This is a genomic window from Thermodesulfobacteriota bacterium (genome assembly GCA_034189135.1).
Classification (GTDB): domain Bacteria; phylum Desulfobacterota; class Desulfobacteria; order Desulfobacterales; family JAUWMJ01; genus JAUWMJ01.
The window spans coordinates 1-24,928 of sequence record JAXHVO010000004.1 but is presented as its reverse complement, the minus strand read 5'-3'; the positions used below and the strand labels follow the sequence as shown (position 1 = coordinate 24,928).

The 24,928-nt window shown below is 41.0% G+C and carries 26 protein-coding genes, 1 pseudogene and 1 CRISPR repeat array; all 27 genes and pseudogenes read right to left on the bottom strand.

Features of this window, described 5'->3' with window-relative positions; all coding sequences use genetic code 11:
* Window positions 1-145 precede the first annotated feature (145 nt).
* Window positions 146-911: direct repeats of the CRISPR family, unit length 37 nt; unit sequence GTTTCAATCCTTGTTTTAATGGATTTCTCTCTTCAGT.
* Between the two features lie 238 nt (window positions 912-1,149).
* A complete protein-coding gene (locus tag SWH54_00325; protein ID MDY6789696.1) occupies window positions 1,150-2,307 on the bottom strand; it encodes a hypothetical protein in 1,158 nt (385 codons plus the stop codon).
* Window positions 2,308-2,388: 81 nt separating this feature from the next.
* On the bottom strand, window positions 2,389-2,985 hold the full coding sequence (gene cas4, locus SWH54_00320) for a CRISPR-associated protein Cas4 (protein ID MDY6789695.1): 597 nt from the start codon (window positions 2,983-2,985) through the stop codon (window positions 2,389-2,391).
* A gap of 1 nt (window position 2,986) precedes the next feature.
* On the bottom strand, window positions 2,987-5,386 hold the full coding sequence (cas3, locus tag SWH54_00315) for a CRISPR-associated helicase Cas3' (GenBank protein MDY6789694.1): 2,400 nt from the start codon (window positions 5,384-5,386) through the stop codon (window positions 2,987-2,989).
* Complete coding sequence (gene cas5b, locus SWH54_00310) at window positions 5,373-6,083, bottom strand: type I-B CRISPR-associated protein Cas5b (protein ID MDY6789693.1); 711 nt, start codon at window positions 6,081-6,083, stop codon at window positions 5,373-5,375. The genes cas3 and cas5b overlap by 14 nt, the downstream gene beginning before the upstream one ends.
* Window positions 6,083-7,075: a type I-B CRISPR-associated protein Cas7/Csh2 gene (cas7b, locus tag SWH54_00305; protein ID MDY6789692.1), complete on the bottom strand. Its 993-nt coding sequence runs from the start codon at window positions 7,073-7,075 to the stop codon at window positions 6,083-6,085. Before cas7b ends, cas5b begins: the two co-directional genes overlap by 1 nt.
* A complete protein-coding gene (locus SWH54_00300; protein MDY6789691.1) occupies window positions 7,068-8,957 on the bottom strand; it encodes a TIGR02556 family CRISPR-associated protein in 1,890 nt (629 codons plus the stop codon). The genes cas7b and SWH54_00300 overlap by 8 nt, the downstream gene beginning before the upstream one ends.
* Window positions 8,954-9,613 (bottom strand): CRISPR-associated endonuclease Cas6, encoded by a 660-nt coding sequence (locus tag SWH54_00295; GenBank protein MDY6789690.1) that lies wholly within the window; start codon window positions 9,611-9,613, stop codon window positions 8,954-8,956. The genes SWH54_00300 and SWH54_00295 overlap by 4 nt, the downstream gene beginning before the upstream one ends.
* Window positions 9,614-9,643: 30 nt before the next feature.
* Complete coding sequence (locus SWH54_00290) at window positions 9,644-9,790, bottom strand: hypothetical protein (GenBank protein ID MDY6789689.1); 147 nt, start codon at window positions 9,788-9,790, stop codon at window positions 9,644-9,646.
* Window positions 9,787-10,320: an ORF6N domain-containing protein gene (locus SWH54_00285; protein ID MDY6789688.1), complete on the bottom strand. Its 534-nt coding sequence runs from the start codon at window positions 10,318-10,320 to the stop codon at window positions 9,787-9,789. The genes SWH54_00290 and SWH54_00285 overlap by 4 nt, the downstream gene beginning before the upstream one ends.
* A gap of 216 nt (window positions 10,321-10,536) precedes the next feature.
* Window positions 10,537-10,833 (bottom strand): CRISPR-associated endonuclease Cas2, encoded by a 297-nt coding sequence (cas2, locus tag SWH54_00280; GenBank protein ID MDY6789687.1) that lies wholly within the window; start codon window positions 10,831-10,833, stop codon window positions 10,537-10,539.
* Between the two features lie 16 nt (window positions 10,834-10,849).
* Window positions 10,850-11,863 (bottom strand): CRISPR-associated endonuclease Cas1, encoded by a 1,014-nt coding sequence (gene cas1 / locus SWH54_00275; protein ID MDY6789686.1) that lies wholly within the window; start codon window positions 11,861-11,863, stop codon window positions 10,850-10,852.
* A gap of 44 nt (window positions 11,864-11,907) precedes the next feature.
* On the bottom strand, window positions 11,908-12,342 hold the full coding sequence (locus tag SWH54_00270; protein ID MDY6789685.1) for a type II toxin-antitoxin system death-on-curing family toxin: 435 nt from the start codon (window positions 12,340-12,342) through the stop codon (window positions 11,908-11,910).
* A 2-nt stretch (window positions 12,343-12,344) separates the two neighbouring features.
* Window positions 12,345-13,361 (bottom strand): DNA-binding protein, encoded by a 1,017-nt coding sequence (locus SWH54_00265; GenBank protein MDY6789684.1) that lies wholly within the window; start codon window positions 13,359-13,361, stop codon window positions 12,345-12,347.
* A gap of 27 nt (window positions 13,362-13,388) precedes the next feature.
* Window positions 13,389-13,607, bottom strand: a complete 219-nt coding sequence (locus tag SWH54_00260) for an ORF6N domain-containing protein (protein ID MDY6789683.1) — start codon at window positions 13,605-13,607, stop codon at window positions 13,389-13,391.
* Window positions 13,604-14,734, bottom strand: coding sequence for an XRE family transcriptional regulator (locus SWH54_00255; GenBank protein ID MDY6789682.1), 1,131 nt, complete (start codon window positions 14,732-14,734; stop codon window positions 13,604-13,606). Before SWH54_00255 ends, SWH54_00260 begins: the two co-directional genes overlap by 4 nt.
* A gap of 335 nt (window positions 14,735-15,069) precedes the next feature.
* Window positions 15,070-15,280: pseudogene (locus SWH54_00250) on the bottom strand (type II toxin-antitoxin system HicA family toxin).
* Between the two features lies 1 nt (window position 15,281).
* Window positions 15,282-15,518: a DUF1902 domain-containing protein gene (locus SWH54_00245; GenBank protein ID MDY6789681.1), complete on the bottom strand. Its 237-nt coding sequence runs from the start codon at window positions 15,516-15,518 to the stop codon at window positions 15,282-15,284.
* Window positions 15,519-15,710: 192 nt separating this feature from the next.
* The gene (locus tag SWH54_00240; GenBank protein MDY6789680.1) at window positions 15,711-17,405 is read right to left on the bottom strand and encodes an FAD-binding oxidoreductase; all 1,695 of its coding nucleotides are present in this window, start codon (window positions 17,403-17,405) and stop codon (window positions 15,711-15,713) included.
* 301 nt (window positions 17,406-17,706) lie between these two features.
* Window positions 17,707-18,480, bottom strand: coding sequence for a DNA adenine methylase (locus tag SWH54_00235; protein MDY6789679.1), 774 nt, complete (start codon window positions 18,478-18,480; stop codon window positions 17,707-17,709).
* Window positions 18,481-18,639: 159 nt separating this feature from the next.
* Window positions 18,640-19,059, bottom strand: a complete 420-nt coding sequence (locus tag SWH54_00230) for a hypothetical protein (protein MDY6789678.1) — start codon at window positions 19,057-19,059, stop codon at window positions 18,640-18,642.
* Between the two features lie 9 nt (window positions 19,060-19,068).
* Complete coding sequence (locus SWH54_00225; protein ID MDY6789677.1) at window positions 19,069-20,202, bottom strand: phage tail protein; 1,134 nt, start codon at window positions 20,200-20,202, stop codon at window positions 19,069-19,071.
* Window positions 20,203-20,213: 11 nt separating this feature from the next.
* Entirely contained in the window at window positions 20,214-21,374 is a 1,161-nt protein-coding gene (locus tag SWH54_00220) for a putative phage tail protein (protein MDY6789676.1), read from the bottom strand.
* Entirely contained in the window at window positions 21,358-22,353 is a 996-nt protein-coding gene (locus tag SWH54_00215; protein ID MDY6789675.1) for a baseplate J/gp47 family protein, read from the bottom strand. The genes SWH54_00220 and SWH54_00215 overlap by 17 nt, the downstream gene beginning before the upstream one ends.
* Complete coding sequence (locus tag SWH54_00210; protein MDY6789674.1) at window positions 22,350-22,715, bottom strand: phage GP46 family protein; 366 nt, start codon at window positions 22,713-22,715, stop codon at window positions 22,350-22,352. Before SWH54_00210 ends, SWH54_00215 begins: the two co-directional genes overlap by 4 nt.
* Window positions 22,715-23,236 (bottom strand): phage baseplate assembly protein, encoded by a 522-nt coding sequence (locus SWH54_00205; protein MDY6789673.1) that lies wholly within the window; start codon window positions 23,234-23,236, stop codon window positions 22,715-22,717. The genes SWH54_00210 and SWH54_00205 overlap by 1 nt, the downstream gene beginning before the upstream one ends.
* On the bottom strand, window positions 23,233-24,234 hold the full coding sequence (locus SWH54_00200) for a hypothetical protein (protein MDY6789672.1): 1,002 nt from the start codon (window positions 24,232-24,234) through the stop codon (window positions 23,233-23,235). Before SWH54_00200 ends, SWH54_00205 begins: the two co-directional genes overlap by 4 nt.
* A 28-nt stretch (window positions 24,235-24,262) precedes the next feature.
* A partial coding sequence (locus SWH54_00195) for a hypothetical protein (protein MDY6789671.1) occupies window positions 24,263-24,928 on the bottom strand: 666 nt, incomplete at its 5' end.

Sequence of the window (24,928 nt, the reverse complement as noted above, 5' to 3'; positions counted from 1 at the left end):
AAGGTAGCCAAGATTTGATTTACTACTGGCTGCCATCATTTTGAACGGTAGTAATTTAATGAACGAACATAACCAACCGGCTGGCTCGTAAAACCATGACTTTTCGTTCAGGCACTAAATAGCTCTTTCATCACCTGCAACCCAAGTTTCAATCCTTGTTTTAATGGATTTCTCTCTTCAGTGCGGCCTAAAGGATTCTTTGCCGTACTCTCCGACGCGTTTCAATCCTTGTTTTAATGGATTTCTCTCTTCAGTCGGCAGTTTGGCTGGAGGGGCAATTTCTTTGATTGCAGTTTCAATCCTTGTTTTAATGGATTTCTCTCTTCAGTAATGGTAAATTCTGCGGTATAGAGCCAGGCTTTGCTTTGTTTCAATCCTTGTTTTAATGGATTTCTCTCTTCAGTCTGCGGAGCCGTGGCGCCGGGGTTGTTTATGATCGAGTTTCAATCCTTGTTTTAATGGATTTCTCTCTTCAGTCCAGGCTCCGCTGTACGGATCATCAACCGCACCTTGTTTCAATCCTTGTTTTAATGGATTTCTCTCTTCAGTCCCCGAATTTGATTTCACCCGTACTATCAACATCTGGTTTCAATCCTTGTTTTAATGGATTTCTCTCTTCAGTACCCTGAAGGTTGCCTGCGGTATACCGGTATCCGTGTTTCAATCCTTGTTTTAATGGATTTCTCTCTTCAGTCGGGTTGACCGGTGCAAGAAGTGGCTCGAACGAAAGTTTCAATCCTTGTTTTAATGGATTTCTCTCTTCAGTTTGATTTCTGTGTATTCGCCCTTCTTCGTAATAGAGTTTCAATCCTTGTTTTAATGGATTTCTCTCTTCAGTACTGACGCTGCAGACAGCACAACCAATACAACATTAGTTTCAATCCTTGTTTTAATGGATTTCTCTCTTCAGTCCGAAATGGTGGAAACATATTTTAATTTCAATGAATTATATAAATTTCCAAAGAACGATATTCTATGTTTTTTAATATTATCCATGTCAAATAGAGTTAATTTTTATCATTATAGAGTAAAATTAACAGCTTGTAATTATTGTTAAAAGAAACCTAAATAGTACTTCCGAAAATATTTTTATAACAGCAATCAGGCATCGGGGGAACTATAAATTCTGGAAGTAAAGTGAGTTTTAAATCAGCTAAGCATCTCTATTGTGTTATCGAATTGATCCAATCCATGTTCCAGATAATCGGAAATACTTTGGATGCTTATAGCCGTAATTATTTTTCTCTTGCTGGTTTGCAATGGAAAAAGCGCTTTATTCCTGATATCATCATTTACATTTTTTTCATCCAAAAGTTTAGCGATCTTATCAATCCTTTTATCTAACCTTTCAACGGCCAGGGCTTTTTCAGAAGTTATTTGCTTTTCAACGATAGGATCATTGGCGGCCTTTACAACAGATATAAGGCCGCTTATTTCCTTGATCATACTGTAAGGTTTCGGATCTTTCAACATCTTACACAGTAATTCAAGCGCTTTTCCCACATCAGGATCTTTTTCGAGAAGCATCCGGTTAGGTTTGAAAACCTCAACCGCCTCAACCAGAGCATTCCAGCTGTGAATCTGATGTTTATAAAAATTATCCAAAATAATAAAATGAGAATATGCATCGCAGAGCCGGTTTTCATTGTTGAGAAAAGTTTCTAAAAATTTACACGGATCGTGGACACTCAAAAGCTTATTTAAAAGATCCAGTCCTTTTTGTATTTCATTTGTCCCAGGATAGTTCCCTGTTTCGGAAACCTTTTTAAACTCTTCCAGATCGCTTCTCCACATCCGTAAATGTTTGCGAAGATTTTGGCACAGTTTATTCTGGTTCATCGAAACGGTCTGTTTGAATAGTTTTTTGCCCAGATGTTGTGCTTGTATCAGAACAGATTTTTCAACCACTTCAGGTTTTATAATTTCGATATATTTCCATTGAGCAGATTCGGAAAGATGGGTTTTTAAAGTAGACAGGTTATTTCTTATCTGCTTGAATTTCGCCAGCGATTGACCTGGCTCGGAAAGAAGGTTTTTGATTTTTTCAGACGAAAATTTAGTTTCAGCAATAATAAACTGGATTTGATCATCTCTAAACAGGTCGTTCACCAAATTCCGAATAAGCGATTTTGTCCATCTGTCAGATTGCATGCAAAAATGATTTGCTACCTGGTCTAGAGTAACTTGATCGTTGCCTGCAATCGTTGAATAAATAAAGGCAAGAACTTCTTTTTTTAAATTCTGCTCAGGGGGCTGATCAAAATAAAAAGTTTGCTGAGAAAATCCCATGTTAATGTTTTTATTCATGATTTTCACGCAAAAGATTTTGTTAAGTATTGTGTATGTGTTAGCAGCAGCATGTCTGCAATCCGGCAAAATACTAAAATACTAAATCGCACTTTCGCAAATATTTTTATAGCAGCAATCGGGACACCGCCTTTTTACTGAAGTCGGTTTTGGATATCTGCAATTGTTGATTATGCTTATCATGTCATCAACAATCTTTTCAAGCTCGCTAAAATCCTTATCTTTTATAGAAACTTCCACAAGCTTGTTTTTGCTCCGGGTGTAAATAATAAATCCTTTTTTTACCGGAATCTGAAAATTATCTTTGATAAGCCTGGCATAAAATATCAACTGAAACCGGTAAGTTTTAAACAGCTTTTCCTTATACTCCGCAAATTTATAATCAAGCGGAGCCGCTGTATCATCATCCAGAAACAGTACCTCATCTACGATACCTCTTATTCCCAAAGGAGATGCAAGATAAACATCGGATTTTCTATCAATGACCCCAATTTTTTTCCGCAAATATGCAGGATTCGTTTTTCTGACTTTTTCATGAACTATTCGCCCTTTTTGTACTTTAAACCGTTTTTCCTGATTTTCCGGTATATCAAGCACATTTTCAAAATATATAAATCTAGGACAATAAAGATATTCTAAAAGATGAGTTGCTGTAATAAAACCTTGAGTATTATTCATATTAAAAAAAATAGCTTTGAAAATTATCGTAAGTACGTATCCATCCAACATCTTGAGCGTAATACTGATCTGCCAATTCATTTTTAATATATACAAAGCTTGTATTTTCGTATTCTCTTTCTGTTACATATTTTGAAGGTACTGAAATCACATAGTCATAAAATTGTTTTTTAATTTTTAAAAACTCATTTTTCCTATCAATAAAATTACTAATCTTTTTTAAATTTAAATAACTACTCCATATGTCTTTCGCAATATCATCATATTCTATAAACACATCCTTTCTTTCATAATTTTCATCTTCAATTAATTTAAAGGATTTATAAATATCTGCAAATTGTAAATTTTTCATAAACGTTATATTTATTTTAGATTCATCCTGATTCAACTTCTTCTTAATCGTTTTATAATATCTGCTCATATTTTTTAAAAAATCTGATTCTGAAATCTTAACTTTATCCCCAAGCGATTCTTTCGTTTCTATAAGGCTTAATGCTGTTTTTCCATAAATATATTTTGAAAAGGGGGTACTGTTTTTATCGTTATTAAGTAACTGAAAAATTCTTACTTTTCCTTTATGGCTACCTGAATTTCTATTGCACCTCCCACATATCTGATTTATTGATTCCAATGGTGCAAAATCTCGCCAAACATTTTCTATGTCAATATCAACTCCTGCTTCTATTAATTGGGTCGATACAATAATTTTTCTCTCCTTTGCCCTTTTGATAGATTTTATTCTCTGTAAGCGATGCTTTGGTATAATTCCTGTTGAAAGGTAATAAAAATATTTTCCGTTTAAACCTGTTTCTTTTAAACAATTAAGCAATTCTATTGAAGAATTGATAGTGTTCATTACAAATAAATATGATTCATCTGAATCTATCACTTCCTCCTTGGTTAATTTCACAAAATCATCAATCAAAACAGGAGATGTCTCAAATTTAATATCTACACGATCAAGTTTCTCAAAATAATCGCGCTTATGTGGAACCAAATCAAATATTTCATTACTTTCAAAAATTTCAGGTTGCGTAGCAGTTATCAAAATAAAATAGGTGTTAAACAATTCTGAAAGTTTCAGTATTATTTCTCTGACAAGCTCCCAATATTTATAAGGTATCGACTGAATTTCATCTAAAAGAACAATGGAACCGGCAAATTTATAAAATTTTTGCACCATTCTATTTCTGTTTGTAAGAAGGGTGTGAAAAATCTGAAAAAACGTTGTTACTATAATTTCCGATTCCCAATTTTCTATAAGAAATTTTGATTCTGCTGGTTCAAATTCGTTTTCTTGATTTTTATATGATATTTCTGATAGATGATGATGCTTCATCAAAACATTATTATCAGGGGTATTAAGTATTTGTTTAAAAACATTATAATTCTGATCAATTATACTTGTAAAAGGAAGGGCATATATAATTCTGGAAGTTACTCCATGCTTTTTTAAACGATTTCTAAGATTTAATGCTGCTGAAAGAGCTGTTAAGGTTTTACCGGTTCCTGTTGGCACATTTAATGAAAATATTTTTTTAGAAAGACTTAATTCTGAAATAGACCTGTCTGTTTCAGAAAAAATATCTTCTCTTATAAAATCCATTTCATTGTCCGGCAAACCAAACTCACTGTTTTTAAATTTTTTTACAATTTCAGAATCAATATTCTGTCTTTTGGCATTATATTCCCCATGAAATATCGCATCTTCTTTATCGGAATAAAGGAGCAATGAATATAGAAATTGAAAAATTAAATAATAATCTGTTTTCTTGTTAAGCTTTTTAAAATCTTTTTTTGTTTTTTTCCGAATAAATTTGTCATAATATTTTATTAGGGATTCAGGTAAATCCCTGGTGGATATTGGAATAGACAATTTGTCCGTAATAAAGGAGAAAAGAAAATCAAGCTCTTGCTGATTAATAGCCCTTATTTGTGTGTCCAGATGGCTTGTCGGAACATTTAATTCATCTTTTTCATCAGAATAAAGAGATGTTGCATTATTAATATTGCCATGATGCTTTTTTATCGCAAGAAACAAAAGAAAAGGCATCATAACAAAAAATTCATCATCAATTTTCACTTTTTCAACATATTTTTTTGCTATTTTAAAAGCAATGACGGCTGATATCAGTGAATGATTTGTGCAAGGATCTCCTTTTAATTGCATCTTAGCTTTTTCATCTGGTTCCATAAGATATTTTTGAAAATTCTCTGTGGCTTTGCCAATGTCATGGGTAAAACCCATAAGCCATATTAATTTTTTCAAATATTCTTCACTAAAAAATAGTGTTAAATTGCTGTTTGCTTCATCAAACTTTTGGGTACAGGAATTAGCGACATTTTCCAAATGAATGTGCAACAATCTGTCAGGATGAGAATAGATATTAGATAAAAACAATTTTATCCCCTTTTTCTGTTACTGCAAATTGCTTTACCCTGCATTTGACTGGTTTTGCATTTCTTTCAAAAATAATATCATCCCTTTTATGCACTATTCTTTCAGTATCCATCATTATGGGATAATTAATTTTAAAAATTTCCTGATCTATGCCAAAATCAATTGAATTATCATTTAATAATTGTGAATAAGGCAAAACAGAATTCAAGTTAATCCAATCATTAGAAGTGCTGAATTCATATCCCATTTCTCCTAAAAATTCATAATTGGCAAGCAGTTCACTGAGGCCCAACGAAATACTATATACAGATTCATGATTTTGAAGATAATTCTTCAACCTATTATAGATATCGGCATTTGCATGATGACAATAAATAATATACGAAGCATCTTTTAAAAATTCTGTTCTAATCTGTGTTCTATTATTAATTATCCAAAAATGTTTTTTTGTGTCGATTAAATTCAGTGACCACCTAACCTTTTTCACCGGTTTATCAAGACAGATAGCCAATTTATATTCGTCTTTATTTTGAAAAAATGAAAGATACTCATCCTTATCAAGCCCGATAATTGCAGAGATAATCCCTATTAATGTTGGTGGCGGCGGTATTTCAAATGTTAGGGGAGATGTTGTTGTATAATACTTCTTGAAATGCGCATAATCCCCCCATAACTTGAATGCTAATATTTTTGCCATTATGACACCTCAGCAGAATAATCAGCAAATTTATCAAGGCCTTCCAATTTAATTACATCTCCATTACACATAAACTTCATTCTGCTATCTGTAATATATTCAACAGATTCTATCTTATCGTCACAATTATTGATTTTTTCCATTAGCATTGTAATATCAATTGAATATTCTTCCGGCTTGCGGATTTGTTCATCCCGTTTTTCAGTAACAAGGGAAATTAAATTATCAATATCCCCTATGAAAAAATTAGGTTGATTATAATTGATGACTAAAAACAGGCGAGGCATTTGTCCGAACTTTGATCTTGATATTAAACCTTTTGTTCCTTTCCAGATTGCTTCTTTTAAAAGTTTAACATCATCAGTTTGCAATAAAGTATGTTCTGCAGCATTTTCGTTTATTACTCCACAAAAACCTATTAATGAATAGGGTAGTATATATTCTTCCCGGAATGCTTTTTGTGTAGCGCCCTGTTTTGACGCAAAAGCTCCGGTTCCCTTGATATGCATCATTTTTACAGAATGGAGTGATTTGCCCATTTTAAATTGTACAGGGCCGGTATATGTTATTGAACTTGTCACTGTTGTTGTTTTTTCACCCTTTTTAACTTTGAGATCAAGCGGAATAGTGGCGCCAAACAATTTAATATCAATGCATTGATTTAAAACCGTATCAGAAATATATTTCTTCTGCTGTTCTGCCGTCATTGATGATAGTTTTTCCTTATCTTCAGGCAGATAATCAGAAGCTCTTAATTTGGCATCCTGAATATGCCCTTCATTATCGTATATTTTTTCTCTAACAAAAATATCATTCCCATTTTCCATTAAGTAATCACGAATAGTTCGTTTTAATCGGACATCCGTCACTATGTTCTTACCTGTTTCTTCATCAATTCGCGGCTTATTCTCATCATTGGGATCACCGTTAGGGTTGGCGTTTTCAATGTCATATAAAAAAAGAATCTCTGAACGATTTTCTATTTTACTCATTTCCATCCTCCTTCTGCTTGTTGTCTTTATTTGTCTTTGATTTAATTTTAAAATACTGCGACAGATTCATACCCAGTACAAAGATAAAATTCATTTCATCTACCGGAATATTCCAGTTCCGGAAATTACCTGAAGAAATAAGATATTTTGAAGCCAGATCTGCTACTTCCTTATATTGATAGAAAATACTATATTGTTTTTTATACTGCTCAATCTTTTCTATAATTTCCGGCAATAAAACTGATATGTCACGTGAATTCATCTTAAGCCCCTTTAACCTGCTTCTAAAGGGAGTAGTATTCCTTTCTTGTTGTTGAATATTCAAAAGGAACTGTGCCAGCACGCCGATTAAAAAGATACTGCTGTGAGCATCTGTTTCAAAAAACTCTTTAAAATTTGAAAAAAACAGCTCTGTTTTTTCCTCCAGTTCTTCTTTTGATTCGATTTTAAATGAATCAAAAAATATGTGATCCATATCAGCCTCCTTTAAACTTTTCCTCAAAAGATTTAATTTATTAAGATAAATAATAAGCATAAAGCCCTGAATCGTTTGAAACCATATTGCTTGATTTTGAACAAAGTTATTTCTTATATGTGAAATGATTTGATGGAGTATAAATTGATAATCAATTTTAATATCGCTAAAAACCATGCGGGTTAATTCAAGAAAAGATTTATCGTTATTTCCTTCAATTTTATTGTTTGGTAAAAATGTCCTCAATGTCCCAAAACTGAATCTGAACATATCCTTGTTTTCTTTGGTTTTATGTCCTTTTAAAAAAACTATATTATCTGTAAAGTGCTTAGCATCAAAAAGCTGCCGGATTCGTGATGGCAAAACTTCTTCTATTACAGCAAGTATTCTAAGAACACCTTTTTGTGGCTTTGCATAAAAAACCAGATTTAACGCAACATTATTCTGCTCCTCTTGCAGTATTTCAAACACATCATTTTCATCGTTTGTAAGCCTTTCTCTATCAGCCGCATTGATTCTGGGTGATTTCTTAAAGTCAAGTATACTGTCAATTATATCTTCACTTGCTCTTTTAGTTATCGTTCTTGGTATGAGGTAATAGCTAAATCCATAAAATTTAAATGATAATTCCTGATCCATTAATTTAATTCCTATTTCCACATCCAGGGCGCAATCCAGGCAAACAGGATAATTTTTCCAGCTTTTATCCTGCTGAAAACCACCAGAGACCATTCCTGGCTTATCAACCGTATAAGATGCCAGTGATGTAAAAAAACCAAACACTTCATCTTTTACCTTATTACATACGGAACAGGTCTCATTTTTAGAAAAAGCGTGTTTTTTAAATGTTTTTGAATATTTGTAACCTTGTTTGGTTTCTTCTGTTATAAATTTTTTAAAAAACTCATAATCACCGATAAACTTTTGATTACCATTTTCAGCAAACACAGGTGATAGCACAATAGCGTTACTATCCATAATCTCAGCTTTTTCACTTAGAGCCTTGGAAATATCTTCTTTTTTTTCCTTTATTTCTTCACTTATTTCATTAAGGAATTTTTTTTCTTCTGTGGAAAGAAATTTCTTGTTTTTATTTGATTCAAACCAGCCAATTATTTTTTGGTTAAGAGTTCTTTCGATACTTGTTGCAACTTTACTTGTTGGCGTTTTATCGATACCACGTGAAGCCCCCCTTTTATAAAGCAGCTTTGTTCTCAAATTAGTACTGTTTTCCCAAACATCAATTTTCCCAAACGTCCATTTTGAATCTTCTTTTATAAATTTAATAAGCAACAGATTGGGATATTTTCCATTATCAAATGAATCTTCCAACCAAATATCAAAACTTGTTAAATCAGGATTTTTATTTTTTTCAAACCTGCCTAATTCTGCTATTGCATTTATCATATCACCCTCCTCACCACCCCAAACCCTCGTGAAACCGCTTTTCCAATTCCCAGATAATCAGGCAAATAAAAATTGGTTTTAAATATCCCGTTAAAAGCAATCATGCTTTTGCCTTTAAGATTTACTTTTGTTTCTTTTAACTTATGATCAGCTTTAATTCTCTGTTCTTTTAAAAGCCAGCAGTCAAGATGCTTTGACATGGACAAAATATTACCTGTCATAATTCCCTTTAGCATCTGATCCTTGTCATTATTTCCCGCATTGGTGTATTTTTTAAAATTGTTCTGATTAAGCCCAATCCAGGGGAAAACAAATTCATACATAAATATCTCATCGGAATATCCGAATTCGACTTCTTCCACCTTAAGATCCTTTTCAAAAACAGGGATAACAGTATCTTCAATAATGATTTTATCAAGTTTCATGAAAAGTTCCGAAAAGATATCTACCGCTCTGTCCGTTATCGCAATAATTGCAGGCGTTTTATCTATAAGCTTAAACTGTATTAACGGATAACGGTAAATGGGATTTCCTTTTTCATCATGATTGTGAATAAGGTCATGCTCTTTAAAAATATTTCCGACGAAACCGCGAAATTTGTGAATTTGCGAAGGTTTTAAATAAATATTATTTAATAGTAACGTCGATTTTTTCATTTTTTGCACTTTCTATATTAATGATGCGGATTAGAAAAACTTCGCCAGAATTTCATCGTTTACCAGCTTCTTGTTAAACCCCTGTCCAAGAACATTTATATTTTTAAATTCCTCCCGGCAGAATGGAAGCGGGAAGACGGTGAAACGATGATTTGTTTCCCTGTTTCTCAAACTCATCTCTTCTTTCCATATTTGCTGACCTTTTCTTTAACCATAAATCCAATCTTTTTCTTTTTCTTAACATCCACAGTTAAAAGCTGATCCAGAGTTTCAAAAACAATCTGAAATCTTTCATCAGACTGTTTTTTTAGCTCTTCAAGCTCTCGTCTTAGATCTTCATTATCAGATATTATGTGACGAAGCTTTGTAAAGGTTCTCATGATTTGAATATTAACCGCGATTGCTCGATCACTATTTAGAATGCCTGATAACATAGCAACCCCATGCTCGGTAAATGCGTGAGGCAATTTTCTTACACCACCCCAACTTGAAGTCACAATTTGTGACTTCAAGATTGTAAACTCCTGATATGTAAGTTGAAACATAAAATCATCAGGAAACCTTTTTATATTCCTTTTAACCGCCTGGTTTAAGACTTTGTTTTCAACACCGTAGAGATCAGCAAGGTCTCTATCCAACATAACTTTCACATCACGGATAAAGTATATCTTGCTTGCTATTTTTTCTATAGGAACAATTTTATTCATAATTTCCTCATGCTATAGTGAAACGGATATTCAATCATCCTTTTTAAACCCTGGGAATTTTTCGCTTCTATAGTGGTTGTCAAAAAAACGTTCCGTTATCGAAACGTTTTTTTCTACAACCACTTATACCGCAATTCCATATTTCGGAACATATTTATGGCAAGCGGTATAAACTTCTTTTATTTTTAAGCTGTGTCAATCAGCATAATCAGTGGATCAGAAAAACTTCGCCAACACCTCATCGTTTACCAGCTTTTTGTCAAATCCCTGGCCTAAAACTTTTATCCGTCTGAAATCTTCCTGGCAAAATGGAAACAAATAGATACTGTCTGTTTCCTCATCGATCAAGTCACGGCATTTTTCCGATAGCTCATCAAAACGGTTTGATTCAAGACGCCCTAAAAACACACTCTTTTGAACTCTGACAAGGCCGAACCTTTTGCACTCTTTGGCAACCTTGGTTCTCGGCTTGTTTTCAACAATATCGTATATTATCCAAACAAGAACGGACATTTTTTATCCTTTTAGGTCAAAAGTCCTTAATCTCCAGCCATTCAGGTCTTTTATCATTTTCATCAGCCAGCAGTATGTTGGCCAGTTTGTGGGCTTCGTGCTGGGGAATATACTTTCTTTTTACATTCTTTCTTTTATATCTCACGGTTTCTTCCATATGGGAGTTTATCGCATCAACCACAATTGGTTTTCCTTTATCGTTTAAAGAAACCGCATGATCGGTGATATGAAAATAGTCGCCTTTCATTTTTTTCCCTGTGAACAGATATACCACGGTCTGTTCCGCATAAATTCTAAAAGGCTCGATGAGGTCGAATACCATGGATTTTTTGTTGTAGTTGTCGGTGTGAAGAAAGCCCACGTATGGGTCAAGACCTGAGAGAATACAGGCTTTTTCAATCCTGGAGTAAAGGATTCCATAGCAGTAATTTAATGCAGCATTAAATTCATCCTTGGCAGGCTGCCGCGATCTTCCTTTGAACACATATTTTTCCGGCATAAGTTTGGACAGGCATTGGAAATAGGCCCGGCTTGCCGTGCCTTCAAATCCCATGATGCTGTTTCTTGCATCTTGGATGGTTCCGTCATGCATGGAAAGGCCGGAAAGAGAACTGTCGATAATTTTAATCGGGCTTTTAAATAAAGCTTTTTTCCCCGGGCGGGAATACATCAGTTTTTTTAAAAAATCCGTCTGGTTTTTGATTTTTTGTCTGATCATATCCATGACCAGTTCCAGCCCTTTTTCATCTTCGGCGATTTCCAGTTGCTTTCTGCGGATAAGGGCGGTGCTTCCCATCCTGGCAAACCATACTCGCCCGATGGGGTTGCCATATCCGTCCAGGAAAATAATGTCTATATTGTTTTCAAGAGCGGCAACAATTGCCTGAGTGGTAATCATGGCCTGGTTGGAAATAACGATTGATTCTATTTTTTGAGGGGAAACATCAAAACGTTTGTCTTTATTTTTAAGCCTGAAAAGACCATCGTTTTGGGTTAAATATGTGCCGGCGCTGTTTATTACCAGTTGCACTATAAATCCCCTTTCGTCTTATTTTGCCGAGTGTGATAACGATTTTATTCTGAAATTGCCATTAATATCTTCATTTTCAATCCTTCACGATTCATATCATCTTCAATGACAGCGCAGATAACCTCTTTGAGCAGGTCTTTATCAATTTTTCCAGTTGCGACATGATAGCTGATATTTTCCATTTCACGGATAAACCGCCTGGTAACGAAAACATAACCGTTCAGCAATAAAAATTGGGCACCCAATGAAATAGCGATCCGTTTGTTTCCGTCCTCAAAACAATGGAATTTACAGGCGCCGAAAAAGAGATGGGTCAGTTTGTCTTCAAAAGACGGATAGTAGTCAACGTTTTGGATATGGCAAAGGACACTTTCGAGCCTTCCCATATCCAATTTTCCCATTGTTCCGCCACCGCTGACCTCAACGGTTTTCTGATGTATTTCAATGGCTTGTTCAAGCGTAGGGTAAATAAATCCCATTATTAACGTTCCTTTAACCGTTTAAAAACATCTTTGGCTTCTTCCAGGCGTTCTGCTAACTCCTTGCTTTTTTCCCCAAGAAAACGTTCAAATTCATCAGCCTGAACAGGCATAATATATTCTTTTAGCTGCAAATGAAGTGCATCTCTGAATGCCATATCACGGCTTGCCATCTTGTTTCTGGCTCTCTCGACCAGGGGTTTCCAGTGCGGCTGTTTCTCAAATTCCTTAAAAAGCCGATCCACATCCCACGAAGTCAGCTTTCGCTGCCATTTTGCATACGTGGCTTCCAGCAGCTTGGCAAATCCGTATTCGTAGGAAGCCACCAGATCAAGAATTTCGGAATAAAAGGTATCGCGAACTTTATCTTTTTCGTGCAGCTTTAGTATCTTGCGGTATTCTTGTGCATTTTCACGAAAGATGCTGACATAAATTTTATTGGTGTACATCGGGTATTTAAAATTACCCATATCCACATAATCGCGCAACGCATTGGTAAATTCTTTGCGGTAATTTTCTTCCTGAAAATAGGCAATAATAAAATCTTCGTCACGCTGATTGATATATTTGCTGCTGCCGCCGGTACGCTGATTTATCGTATCGATAACGATATCCAGAATGGTTTGCCGCAACACGCGGGCTCGTTCGCTTTCTGTCAGCAACATCGCAATATTAAGAAACGCCCTGAAATCAAATATACCAAGAGTCGTTGTTTTGGTAATGAAATTCATTTCGTCACCAAACTGATCAACTATAGCTTTCTTCAACTTTTTCAATCGGATACCTTGCAGCACTTCGTAACCGTTATGACGTAATTCGTTTTCATATTTGTTGAGATAATTATCAATGGTGCGCGGCGTGACTTCAAAAAAAGAAGCGATCTGCTCCTTATTTAACCAATAGCGGTCTTCAAAAAGGATGCATCGAAGGTCTACAGCTTTCTGAATTTCGGTAACTGCATAGGGGTTGTTCAGAATATTCTGGCGTTCTATCATTGAGTTTGTAAGTTCTTTTGGCATAGTGAAGATATCCTCTTGTTTAATCTGTTATTTTAAGAGCATGGTCATATCTTTTTCATTGCCTGCAAGTTTCGCGTCTTCAAGGGCATGGATGTGTTGCATGACCACACTATGCTCTGTGAAGGCGTATGGAAAGTATTTTGAATGTCGGCCTTTCTTTAAGATTCCAAATCGGAATCTTAAAAATTTATGCTCTTCCGGTGCCAGTTGAAACATAAAATCATTTGGGAAACGGTCAGTCTTCATTTTTTAACCACCTTCCATTTTTCAAACAGCTTTTCTATTTCCAACACTTCTTTTCGTCCCTGTTTGAATTCTTTGCCGGTCAACACCAGGTCCCACAGGCGACCGTTGGGGGTTAGCAGGCGTCTTGAGAAGTCGGGCTCGCCGTAGTCAGTTTTTTTGTAATGATCGGTAATTTTATGCTTAAGAGGCTTTAGTGAAGATGGATGAATCAGACCCAGTTCATCAAGCCTGTACAGAAATGCTTCGGTGGAAACACCAAAGCGATGCTTGATGCGAAGAAGAAGTTCATAAGACCATTGTTTTCTTTGTATGCCAAGTTGCCGAACCGTGTCGACGACAGCACCTGAAGGCATGAGAAATGTTGCGGCAAAACGCCTCGCTGCTCGATGGGCTGTGAACGGCTTTTTATTAGAAGTCTTTTGATTGGTGTTTTCTGCAAAGGTTTCATTTCTTTGTATTGCGGCTGTGGTGATCAGGATATTGCCGAGCTCATAAGCCAGTCTAAAAAGCTGCCTTTCGGGATTTTTTTTAGTGTTAAGAAAAAAGAACGCATTCTGGTTGACAGGGTCGTAATAAGAAAAACCGTCTAAAGCTTTGGGCATGGGAACGGCAATAACGCGGAATCCCTGGCTTTCAAACAGTTCGAAATAGTCAAATACAATTCCGTACTCAATCCCCATGTACCTGCGGACAGTCAGTGAAAGAATTTCCATTCCGTGTTCGTCTGTGTCAAAGGGGATAAAAAGAGGTATTTTTGCACGTTTTTGTGCGGTACAAATATCTTCCAAAGCACAAAATCCCTCGATAATGTCTTTTGCCATGGATTTGAGCTTCGGAGAGAAAATATCTTCCGTGTCTGTGGAAATCAGGAAAGGCTTTTTTTCATCCTCGAACCGGTGGAGTCGGAGAGATTCATGTTCTTCGGAAAAAAGAATATCGACAGAAACATCGAGGGCCTTTGACAGGTTGTAAATGGCGGCTGCAGACGGGGCGTTAACGCCTCTTTCAATTCTGCCAAGAGGCACTTCGCTCATTTTTGCCCTGGATGCAAGTCCGGCAAGAGTCCAGCCTCGTTCACGTCTTAAATACCGTATATTTCTACCGATAAATTCAAGTTTGTTTTCCATAGATGGCTAAAAAGATACTATATAGTTTGATAATTGTCAATAAAAATAGATAAACCATAAAAAACAAACTATATAGACCTAAACAGAAATCTCTGTTTCCGTAAAAAAAACTGGAAATCCGAAGCACGTCCATTTTTTAAGATTGAACGAAACAATGACCAACACAAAATAATGGTTGTGTCTTGAACAGTGAATAAGAGGCAGTGATTTTTATAAAGAGCAAAGGTAAGGGCAGTTGAGGGGTGAATTCTTCAACGGTCTTTTTTTGCTCGGGGTGGTAGCAGGACGCAAGACATTGAGATGATAAGATGATAAACTGCTACCTTATTTCTTTTTTAAGAAATTGGGTTAATACCGGCCTCTTTAAGGATCGCCTAGAGTACCTTCCGGCATATCACAGGGATGGTTGGGAAGAGTGGTGTATCGATCGGTTTATTCATTATACCAGATCTCATGACTTCCGGCTGCCTGGCGGTCAAATGCAAAACCAAACGCCTTGAGACGTTTTACGATTTTCCTGTAGTTAAAACCGGATAATCTGCCCATTTTATGCATTCACAATCAGCGGATAATTGAACGAATCACCGACTAAAGGTAAATCGATGCTATCAGATCCAGACCTTTCTGCCTTTGCTTCCAAGAGCTTACGGGTTACATCACGAGCGATTTCTAATGCTTCTGCAACTGTACGTCCCTGGGCCACCAATCCGGGTACATCATCTGAAGTGGCCAGGTAAACTCTCTCCGGCAATTTTTTTACGTGAATATTAACAAACTTTTCCATTGCTTTTCCTTTTTGGTTTATTACCCTTTCAATTTAAATAAAATTAACACAGTAGGACTAATTTTACAACTTTTTTGATCATTGATGTTGATCATTGAGATAATACGACTTTAAATCAAAGTCCTCGTGCAAGACATGCATAGCGAATGATAAGCAAAAGGTGGTTGAAAGATTCTCTTACTTTGAACTGCCTCATAAGTCCAGACCCAGAGTCCCGCCGGGGTTCATGATGTGATGGGGATCGAAGTGTTTTTTAAGGCAGCGCAAAACATCCATCTGGACCTTTCCCAGATGCTCTTGCATCCACGGTGCAAACATCCTGCCGACTCCGTGGTGATGGCTCAGTGATCCACCGTGCTTTACTATCTGTTCAATAATACCTGTATGAAATTTTTTATATTCTTTTAGATCATCCATTTTTGCGATGAATATAAAATAAAGATTCGTTCCCTGGGGATAAAAATGGGATCCGTGGGTCATTAATAAGGTATGGGGACGTTGTTTTACAAAACCCCTTACGCCCTGATACAGGTTGTACAGGTTATCCCATGTTACGGCCGATTCCAGGGTATCTATCATGATGCCGAAATCATTTAAATCCTCTCTCATATAAGGATCCGTGTATCTTCCGTGTTCCCATTTTTTAACAGGATATCCGGTGATATACATGGCCCCCCTGCTGTTGCAGATTGACTTCACCTTTTTCTTCAGGTTGGTGGCAAATCCTTTTTCACCTTGGGCAAGTCCCATAAAAAGGCAGCGCCTGTTGGGTTTGAAGCCGCGAAAACGCATCACTTTGTCGATGACAGTACCTTCGACACCATAAAGTTTTAGTGCCACATCCGTTTCTTCCGGATCGGAAATCCTGAAAACGGCCGGCATACCGAACTCTGCCTGGGATATTTCCCGTGCCGCATCGGCTGTTTTCTCCCAGGATGGAAATATAAAAGCAAACCTTTGCCTGTTATCAGGCATGTATCTGAAGATTTTACAGGTGGCACCGACCAGGATACCGTAAGCTCCCTCACTCCCTTTCATGATGTCATTGACTTTCGGTCCGGTGGCGGTTCCCGGATAATCTAATGTTTTGAACGTTCCTGCAGGGGTCACATATTCCTGGCTGATCACAATGTCATACATATCTCCGTAATACGAAGACTCCTGCCCCGAACCAAGGGTGACTATCCAGCCTCCAACAGAAGAGTGCTCAAAGGACTGGGGAAAATGACCGCCGGTATATTTTCTTTTGGCATTAAAAAGGCTGGGCGCATGGTTGAGTGTGTTTTCATAATCCGGTCCCATCATACCCGGTTCAACGGTAATGGTCTGGTTGGTTTCATTAAACTCAAGAACGCGGTTCATGTGCGTGTTCATCACCAGCATTACGCCTCCTTTAACCGGTTTGAACCCGAAATTGACACTGGACCCCCCGCCGTAAACATGAACCGGGATCTTGTGCTGGTGGGAGTATGTCATAATTTTTTGCACATCTTCTTTGCGGCGAGGATGCAGCACCAGATCCGCTACATCCTCAGTGATTCCGCTTCTTAATCTCATGGCTTCTTCAGCTGTTTTCCCACTTCCATATTTTACTCGTGAATAATCATTAGAAGATACATTTTCTTTTCCAACAAAAGCGGCAAACCTATTGATATGCTGACCGGAAAGCTTAATCGGTTGATCAATATCGACCTTTTTTTCTCCCTGACTTTTTGGTTCATGAAAATCCGAATCGGCCATTTGAAATTTCTCTTTTATCATTTCAAAAAGCCTTTGATTGGGGTGTTTGAATTTGTCAGGCTCTCCCCATTTAAATATGGACCGGTAAGTCCCCGGCTCAGGAGGTGCATCGGTCCATTTTGGACAAAAGCGCGTATCATTTGCCATTTTATTCTCCCTTATTTCGGTTTTTTCCCCTCAAGGCATAAGCGATGGCTTCGTCTTAGCACTCTTTAAGATCTCGGCGCAATGACGAACGAGAAGTCCTGTTTTCTGAAGTTATAGTAGTTGCCAAAAATATGTTCCGTGTAGAGCGCTGATAAAAGTCGGCGGTCAAAAATGATAAAAGTCGCAGTCTGAAAGTGTTTGATATAGTCAAAAAATCTTTGAAAAAGCAACCAGAATGAGTCAATTTGACGGGCTTTTTTAGTTAAAATCCATGAAATTGTCGTTCGATTATCTGATTATTTCATGGATTTTTTGTTTTGAAATTGGTGACAAGAAGCTCTTTTCCCACCTTGCATTTGGCTACTGCAACCGTATATTTCAGAGTCACAGGATGAATATGGAAGGCTTTGAAGGTGTCCCGGATGCGGGGATGATCGTTGATACTAAGGATAAACTTTGATTTAATTCCGGCCAGGATCTTGGCCATCTGCTGGTAATCCTCCAGCTCCAGGTTATGTTGGTAATAGGGTGCCAAGTAATATGGAGGGTCAAGGTAAAAGAAGGTCTTTTGCCGGTCATACCGTTTCAGAAAGTCATGCCAGGAAAGATTTTCAATAGTGACATGGGTCAGACGCAGATGAACCTCGGAAAGCTCCTCCTCAATGCGTAATAGGTTGATTCTCGGCCTGCGTAACGGAGCGGCACCGAAAGTTCTATTACGCACCCTGCCGCTGAAGCACATGCGCTGCAGATAATAGTACCGGGCGGCACGCTGGATGTCGGTCAGGCCTCCGGCCTCCTGCTGGCGCTTATAATCTTCAAACCATTGTCTCGATGCAAGCAGCCATTTGAACTGTTTGAGAAATTCCTCAAGATGGTTCTGGAGCACCCGATAAAAGGTGATCAGGTCGCTGTCCAGATCGTTAATCACTTCGTATTTTGAAAGTTCTTTCCTGAAAAACACCCAGGCCGCCCCGGCGAAAACCTCACAATAAGCCTGATGGCCGGGAATCATTTTAATAATTGTTTCAGACAGTTTCGATTTTCCTCCGATATAAGCGAATGGACTGTTCATGGCATTTCTCCTTGTGTTTACCGCTGTCATTGTGATACAGCCATCGTGCTCGGGTCCGGGCACGGGGCCGTCTGATTTCAGATGTCTGGTTGCCATGTACAGCCATTCGCTCCGGGGAAGTGTCGTCTTCCACCGGGGCGGCCTCGTTTCTTGTTTGGTTTATCCTATAAAATCTGCGGGCAGATCTCCTTTGGCCTTCAGGCTCGCTATGGCCTGTAAGCGCATTTCATCTTTGATTTTCTGTTCGTTTATTTCATCCTCGGTGGGCGGGGGAGTCGGCGGAGGCTCGGTGAGAGCGTCCTTTGGCACGGTCTCGCCTATATCTACTATCTCGATTTCCGTCCCATCGGCCAGCCAGTATTTTTTACCCCTGAAATCAGGCACAATCTCCCATCCGCTGTCGTCCGGTAAGCGCCTTGCGGCTTTATTTTTACCGGGCTTAGGCGGCTGATCTGTGACGGCCTGGGCCGGTATGGCGTATATGTTTTTGCCCTGTTTTTCGGATTCCAGCGGATCTATCCGGGCGGCGGATTCGCCGAGGTATTCACCGGTGGTTTTGTGATAGTGAAATATTTTCATATCTTCTCCTTAATATTTAATGATGAACATCTTGTTGACGTTGCGTCCGCGAGTTTCGTTGCCGCCAGTGGCTGTTGAGGCAGACGGACCTTGATATGTTGCCCCAGAACCAAAAGCACCACTACCCTCAACAACATACTTGTTAAAGTTATGAGTATGCGATTTAAATTCATCCATCTGTTTTGTCCCGATATTATCTCCGGTGGTTCCATCGCCTCTGTCGGTACGGCTGGCCGAATCCGGGTCGTTTCCGGCTGTGTGATCCCAGCCTCTGGGAAATTCGCCGCGCATATCCGGCACCTTAAACTGGATATGAAATGAGTGTGTGCCGGTGCCGTTGTCGGTGAAATTAACCGGGGACCCGCCCTGGGTGGTGGAAACCTGAAAGGTGTCGGTCGCCGCATTGACGATAAAATATTTCGTGTCTGCTGCCAATCCTGCCGGAAGCGCCCCACCGGAATTGGACAGGGTAATGATATCATTATCACTGCGCCCGTGCCCTGCAGAGGTGAGGGTGTTGGTCGTGTAATCGGCGGTAAACACGGTTCCGGTATTTTTTCCGTATTTTACGCCAAGTATATCGAAAAGCGCCTCATAGGTGGTCATCACATATAGCGCGCCGTCCTCTTCGAACCACCCCGGCGGCGGAGTATCGTCGGACCACAACACTTCGGCACCGCTCGGTACGGTATTGGGATTATACGGCTTGTTTTCCACTTCCTGGCCGTATTCCACCGCCGTCAGCCCGGAATCGACGGTGCAGCCGGTCACGGTGACCGTGGTGTCCGGTGAGCTGTAAACGGCGCTTACCACATAGCCCTTATCATCCGAGGTCTGGGTCAGTTTCACTGCCCGGTGTTGCGCATAGATGGCGGTGACATTTCCCGACACCTTAAACGATGATGCATCGACAAAGGTCACCGTGGCCGTCTCCAGGCGCCACCAGTCGAAGCGGCGCATCAGCGCTTGCCATGCCTGTTCGTTGTCATTTTCGTCCAGGGTCAGGCCGGTCCCTTCGACTATTTTAGCCAGCTCCTCCTGGATGGCGTTCAGCCATGCGGCCGTGGCTATGGTACCCTTTTTCTGTGTGTAAGGGTTGCCGTCTTCGTACAGGTTGGTTGGCGGATTATCAATTCTCTGCATGGTATTGCTCCTTATTCCGTTAGTTTTAAATAGGACACGACCCCGGAAAGCTTTTTCGCCGCCTCCGTGCTGTTGTATGAGTTTACGCCGAAAAGATATCTGAAATCCTTTTTGGACGTGTGCAGCGCAATCGACAGGGTGGTAAAAAGATCCGTCCTTTCGGTATCGCTGTAAATATAGCAGTACAACGTGCCGAACGAGCCGACCGATTCATCCCGGTGAACAGCCAGATAATATTCGGTATCGACCGCAATGGTATATTCGTCATTATACAGCGTGCCGGAGTCGCACTCGCACAGCCGCAGTTTATAAGCGGTCGCTCCGGTGTCATACAGCATGATCAGGGCCAAAAAATCACCGGAGGCGTCTTGTATGCCCTTAAGATCATCGATTGTATTGGACATGGCCCACACCGCCGCCATGCCTGCATCGTCATGACCGGTTGCCCTGACGATTAGTTGGTGATTGAAGTTGCCGGAAAAGAAATCGATACCGAAGTTTTTCCGCACCCAGGCATCCTCGTTGCAATCTACGCTATCGAAGGTGATTTTAAGTTCCGTAACAATGATATGAGAATTAATATCCTGCTCAAAATATACCGTAAAATCCTCGTAATATGCATACCTGAAATAGACAAAAACGTGAGCCGGTTTCAGATCCCCGAAAACACTCTCGATGTTGGTGACACCGAAGTCCATGATGGGATCTCCGGCCCCGCTTTCCCCGGCGCGAAAATAATACACCGGCACGGTGACATCCTGAATGTCGACCCTCCAGCAAAAAACGATATCAGGATCATATATGGTGTCTCCTGCCGCCCCGAGGCCTGCCATAAACGGCTGCGGCTCCACGATTTTAATAGTGTAACCCATCGCAGCGGCAAGCTGCATAAAATACGGGATCGACATTCCCCCCGTTTCCCTCAGCCTTGCCAGACAGGCGGCCACCCTGGCCGTGGTGGATGCATCTTCACCCGGCGACAGCCCTAAAAACCGCTCCCAGTCGTAAAGTAAATCAAGGGCCATGTCCGGAAAAATATTTTCCAGCAGGGTTTCAGCGCTCGCCTGTACCCGGTCGAGATGACCTCCTTCAACGGTCATGTCCCGATCATGGTTTTCCCCTATTTCGACAGGAAAAAGCTGCTTTAAAACATTTTTATGTTTCTGAGACATTAACGGTTCCAGGTCTGATTATCTGGTAATCGGTGGCTGTTACGTTTGCCGCCGGTACGGTGATGCTCACATCATCGACGCCGTCATTGCCCATTGCGATGGCGGTCAGCCTGGCCAAGGCCAGATCCTCTCCGGGCAGCATGCCGTTCACATATGACTCGATATCGCCTTTGATTATCACCGTATTGATATCCTCACCGCTGACGGTCATGGTCACCGCCTGTTCGATCACAGCCGGAGCCATCACGCGGATCGTCGAGGCGGTCACCGGACGGACATCTTCGATATATTCCCACGTTTGCGTTGTGAGGGAGACGATTTCATAATTTATCCCGGTGTCGTCGAAGATGTCGGAAGCCAAAGTCAGTTTGGTTTCGCTGTCCACAGAGGCCACAGTAGTTTGGGTTTCGGCATCAATATTTTTCACCACATCCCCGGGCGCGACTCCGTCGGTGATAAAGGTCGCTGCCGAGTCGTTTAGTTGGTTTTCGCCGACCGAGGTGGTGGTCCCGCTGACGGATGTATGCGTGCTGGGTATTTCGGAGCCGGTGATCGTCTCGTTGGCCAGGATAATGATATCCACCGTACCCGGACCCTGGCCCAGAGGCAGGCAGTATGCCGCCTTGACGTTGTCCATCTCCAGCGCCCATTTGACATAATCATACTGATTTCCGCCTGCAGGCGGCCTTTTGATATAGTCGAGCAGTCGGGCCAATAGCCCGGCATCGGTTTCATCGGTTTTACGACTCAGGCCGCGTATCCAGGCGTGGTGTTCCAGCTGAGCGGTATCTGCGGTATCGGGAAATATCTGTTTGGCGATCCAGTCCTGATATTTATAAAGGCCCCATAGTGCCGAGGCCATACAGGCCGATTTGATATAAATCAGCGATCCCTGGGATATATCCGCCTCAGGAAACTGATTCTGATAATCGGTCAGGATCGCATTGAATATTTCGTCAAAATCTTTTTGAAAACTCATACCACCTCCAGGAAGGTTCCGAAGGTCACCTTCCGTCCATCGGACTGCACGGCTTCTACCAACAGCTTGAGCCTTTTTATATCCTGCGATTTGTCCGTTTGGGTATAAACATCTATCCTGTCCGCTCTGCCTGCATTCTTGAGCCACTGGAGCGCTTCCAGGCAGTATTCACGGGCAAGATCAGCGGTGCTTTCCGTATTTTTAGCTCTTTGTAACAGATGAAGCCTGGAACCGAAATCCGGGTTCTGGAAAAATGCTCCGCGGGGTACCATCAGGCTCAGCCAGATGTTGTTTAAGATGGTATCGGCTTTTTCCCAAGTCATGTCGGCTTCGATGCCTTCTATGGTTAATTTATAGTCCACTAAGCACCCCTTGCTTTGTCCGTACAGGAATTTGCCGTACTCAATGTCTGGTTGGGCACTCCGGTAGTCCCGCCGCTGTCTCCCGGGTGGGTGTGGGTGTTGAAAATATCGATCAGCCGCTCATCCACCAGGCGCTTTAACCCGACAAGATCCCCGGACAGATTGACCTGTGCGCTGTTGATCTGGCATTTTGTGGCGGCGTCTATAATAAGCTTTTCCGTAGTGACACGGATTTCCCGGCCACGCTTCATGTGTATGGAATCCCCTTCGTTCGTGTAAATCGCCACCTCTCCGTCCTGCAGTGCAATCCTGTACCTGCGGTCGTCGGACGCCACCACGATGATGTTGTTGCCCTTTTTCAGTACGATGGCCTCTGCCCCGGCCAGCGGCCTGGAGGTGAAACCGTAGTGTTGAAAATACTCCCGGTCGGTGAAGGTCTCGTTGGCCCTGCCGGTACCGGAAAAGCGCTTGATCACGCCCTCGGTCACGGATGTCACTATGGTTCGGATCATATCGATCATACCGGCAGCACCCCCAGCTTCGAAAGTCTTAGATTGGTGAACACGCCCTGTTTGGACATCTCGAATGTCCGTCCGTAAATAAGAAAATCGTCTTCGATGTTTTGCACCGAACAGTCATCAGACACATGGCACACCGCATTAACCTGGAAGTTTTTTCCGTTCTGGCTGTGGCCATAGGTTCTATACGTCAGGCTGTGCCCGGCAAACTGCTGTTTTTCCATCAGCACTCTGGCATAGCGCTTGGGGTCCTGGCCGTCGTGATCCGCTTCAGCCACAAAGGGCTTGGCAAAGGGAAAGGTGTCATCAGTGACGGTGGCGCTGACATTGATGTCTTCAGCCCCGAAGTCGTCGGTGCCCTGGCGCTGGCCGGTGATGGTCACGGTTTTATACCGCTGAGAGATGTCCCGGACTCTCTGGGCAGACAGGACGTTGTTAAACCTGCCGTCTTTTTTGAGTATCAGCGTGTATTCGGCCTTGCCGGAGGTCACCGGCTCTCCGAAGTTGATGGTTCCGTCCGGCAGGCCGAAAAACAGCATGCCGCGGGAAAGGGCGTATTTTTTCAGGATTTCGAAAACGGTCCGGGCGGGCTCGATTTCGGTAAATTCAAAATCTTCCTCTTTACCGGTCAGCGGCACGGCACGGTCTTTGCTGCCCTTGCCGTACTGGATCGCTTTTCGGTTAATGAACGGAATATCGGCCAGCAGCCTTTGTGCCAGGGATTTTAGCGACTCGTTTTTTTTGCTTTGAAAATTCTGTGCATAACTGTCCACCAGCAGACCCATCAGATCCCGGCCTTCAACTTTCAATGAGTTTTCAGTCTTGCTTGTATTTTCGGAGATCCGGTCGATGATGCCGTTCAGCTCCAGCCGGTCGTTGACATACAGCTTGCACCGGCTGCCCGCTTCCACCGGGTGGGCCGGATCGGCCAGCGTCAGATCGAATGTATCGGCGGCGGTAAACAGGTTCGATTCCACCCGGTAGGACAGAAAGTTTTCCATGCGCTGATCGGCTATCTGTAACGTGACTCTATCTCGCATAGATATCGATGCTCCCGGAAACAAAGTTCGGGTTGGATATATTGTTGATCGCCAGGATACGCTCCGCCGCCTGGTAGGGAAGATCGTATTTCAGGCACACCAGGTGAAGCGGCATTTCGTTGTCCAGTTCGATCCGAACGATGCGTTCCCTTTCCAGCTTGATTTCGTTGACGTGCTGGAGCAAAAGCCGTGCGGTTTTTTTCAGGCTTTGGTTCTGTCTGGACAACTCGACCGCCGCAGCGATCATCTCCCGCGCAACATACAAAGTCTTTTCTATCTCACGTACGTTCATCACCGGATCATTACCGGAAACAGGGATGTAATTGCCGACGGCATCAAATGTTTTTTGAGTTTCATTTCTTTTCTGCACCTTCCGATTTTCTTCGTCGGTGCTGAAGCAGTATCCGCTTTGCAGCCCCGCTTCCAGTGCTGCTACGCTTTTCAGCGCTTTCCATGTGTGCGTATCGGCATCGATAGAAACCGGCAAGTATGAACTCCTGCTGTGGTCGGGGAATACGGACGCTTCAAATGCGATCAGGCCGTCTTTAAAGCTTTGAATAAACCGGTCAGGGGCACCCTTGATCGAATCGTACAGGATGCTGTATCTGTGGGCCACGTTTGCCACGGAACCGATGACCCTGCCGGGCAGGTTAGC

Coding starts and splice junctions, on each gene's coding strand:
- SWH54_00265 (MDY6789684.1), bottom strand. CDS start 13,361: ATGCCAAAAGAACTTACAAACTCAATGATAGAACGCCAGAATATTCTG.
- SWH54_00230 (MDY6789678.1), bottom strand. CDS start 19,059: ATGAAAATATTTCACTATCACAAAACCACCGGTGAATACCTCGGCGAA.
- SWH54_00235 (MDY6789679.1), bottom strand. CDS start 18,480: ATGAACAGTCCATTCGCTTATATCGGAGGAAAATCGAAACTGTCTGAA.
- cas5b (MDY6789693.1), bottom strand. CDS start 6,083: ATGGCAAAAATATTAGCATTCAAGTTATGGGGGGATTATGCGCATTTC.
- SWH54_00220 (MDY6789676.1), bottom strand. CDS start 21,374: ATGTCTCAGAAACATAAAAATGTTTTAAAGCAGCTTTTTCCTGTCGAA.
- SWH54_00240 (MDY6789680.1), bottom strand. CDS start 17,405: ATGGCAAATGATACGCGCTTTTGTCCAAAATGGACCGATGCACCTCCT.
- SWH54_00260 (MDY6789683.1), bottom strand. CDS start 13,607: ATGAAGACTGACCGTTTCCCAAATGATTTTATGTTTCAACTGGCACCG.
- SWH54_00325 (MDY6789696.1), bottom strand. CDS start 2,307: ATGAATAAAAACATTAACATGGGATTTTCTCAGCAAACTTTTTATTTT.
- SWH54_00205 (MDY6789673.1), bottom strand. CDS start 23,236: ATGATCGATATGATCCGAACCATAGTGACATCCGTGACCGAGGGCGTG.
- SWH54_00290 (MDY6789689.1), bottom strand. CDS start 9,790: ATGAGTTTGAGAAACAGGGAAACAAATCATCGTTTCACCGTCTTCCCG.
- SWH54_00270 (MDY6789685.1), bottom strand. CDS start 12,342: ATGGGATTTATTTACCCTACGCTTGAACAAGCCATTGAAATACATCAG.
- SWH54_00255 (MDY6789682.1), bottom strand. CDS start 14,734: ATGGAAAACAAACTTGAATTTATCGGTAGAAATATACGGTATTTAAGA.
- SWH54_00285 (MDY6789688.1), bottom strand. CDS start 10,320: ATGAATAAAATTGTTCCTATAGAAAAAATAGCAAGCAAGATATACTTT.
- SWH54_00215 (MDY6789675.1), bottom strand. CDS start 22,353: ATGAGTTTTCAAAAAGATTTTGACGAAATATTCAATGCGATCCTGACC.
- cas7b (MDY6789692.1), bottom strand. CDS start 7,075: ATGAGTAAAATAGAAAATCGTTCAGAGATTCTTTTTTTATATGACATT.
- SWH54_00300 (MDY6789691.1), bottom strand. CDS start 8,957: ATGATAAATGCAATAGCAGAATTAGGCAGGTTTGAAAAAAATAAAAAT.
- cas2 (MDY6789687.1), bottom strand. CDS start 10,833: ATGTCCGTTCTTGTTTGGATAATATACGATATTGTTGAAAACAAGCCG.
- cas4 (MDY6789695.1), bottom strand. CDS start 2,985: ATGAATAATACTCAAGGTTTTATTACAGCAACTCATCTTTTAGAATAT.
- SWH54_00295 (MDY6789690.1), bottom strand. CDS start 9,613: ATGAAAAAATCGACGTTACTATTAAATAATATTTATTTAAAACCTTCG.
- SWH54_00200 (MDY6789672.1), bottom strand. CDS start 24,234: ATGGAAAACTTTCTGTCCTACCGGGTGGAATCGAACCTGTTTACCGCC.
- SWH54_00245 (MDY6789681.1), bottom strand. CDS start 15,518: ATGGAAAAGTTTGTTAATATTCACGTAAAAAAATTGCCGGAGAGAGTT.
- SWH54_00225 (MDY6789677.1), bottom strand. CDS start 20,202: ATGCAGAGAATTGATAATCCGCCAACCAACCTGTACGAAGACGGCAAC.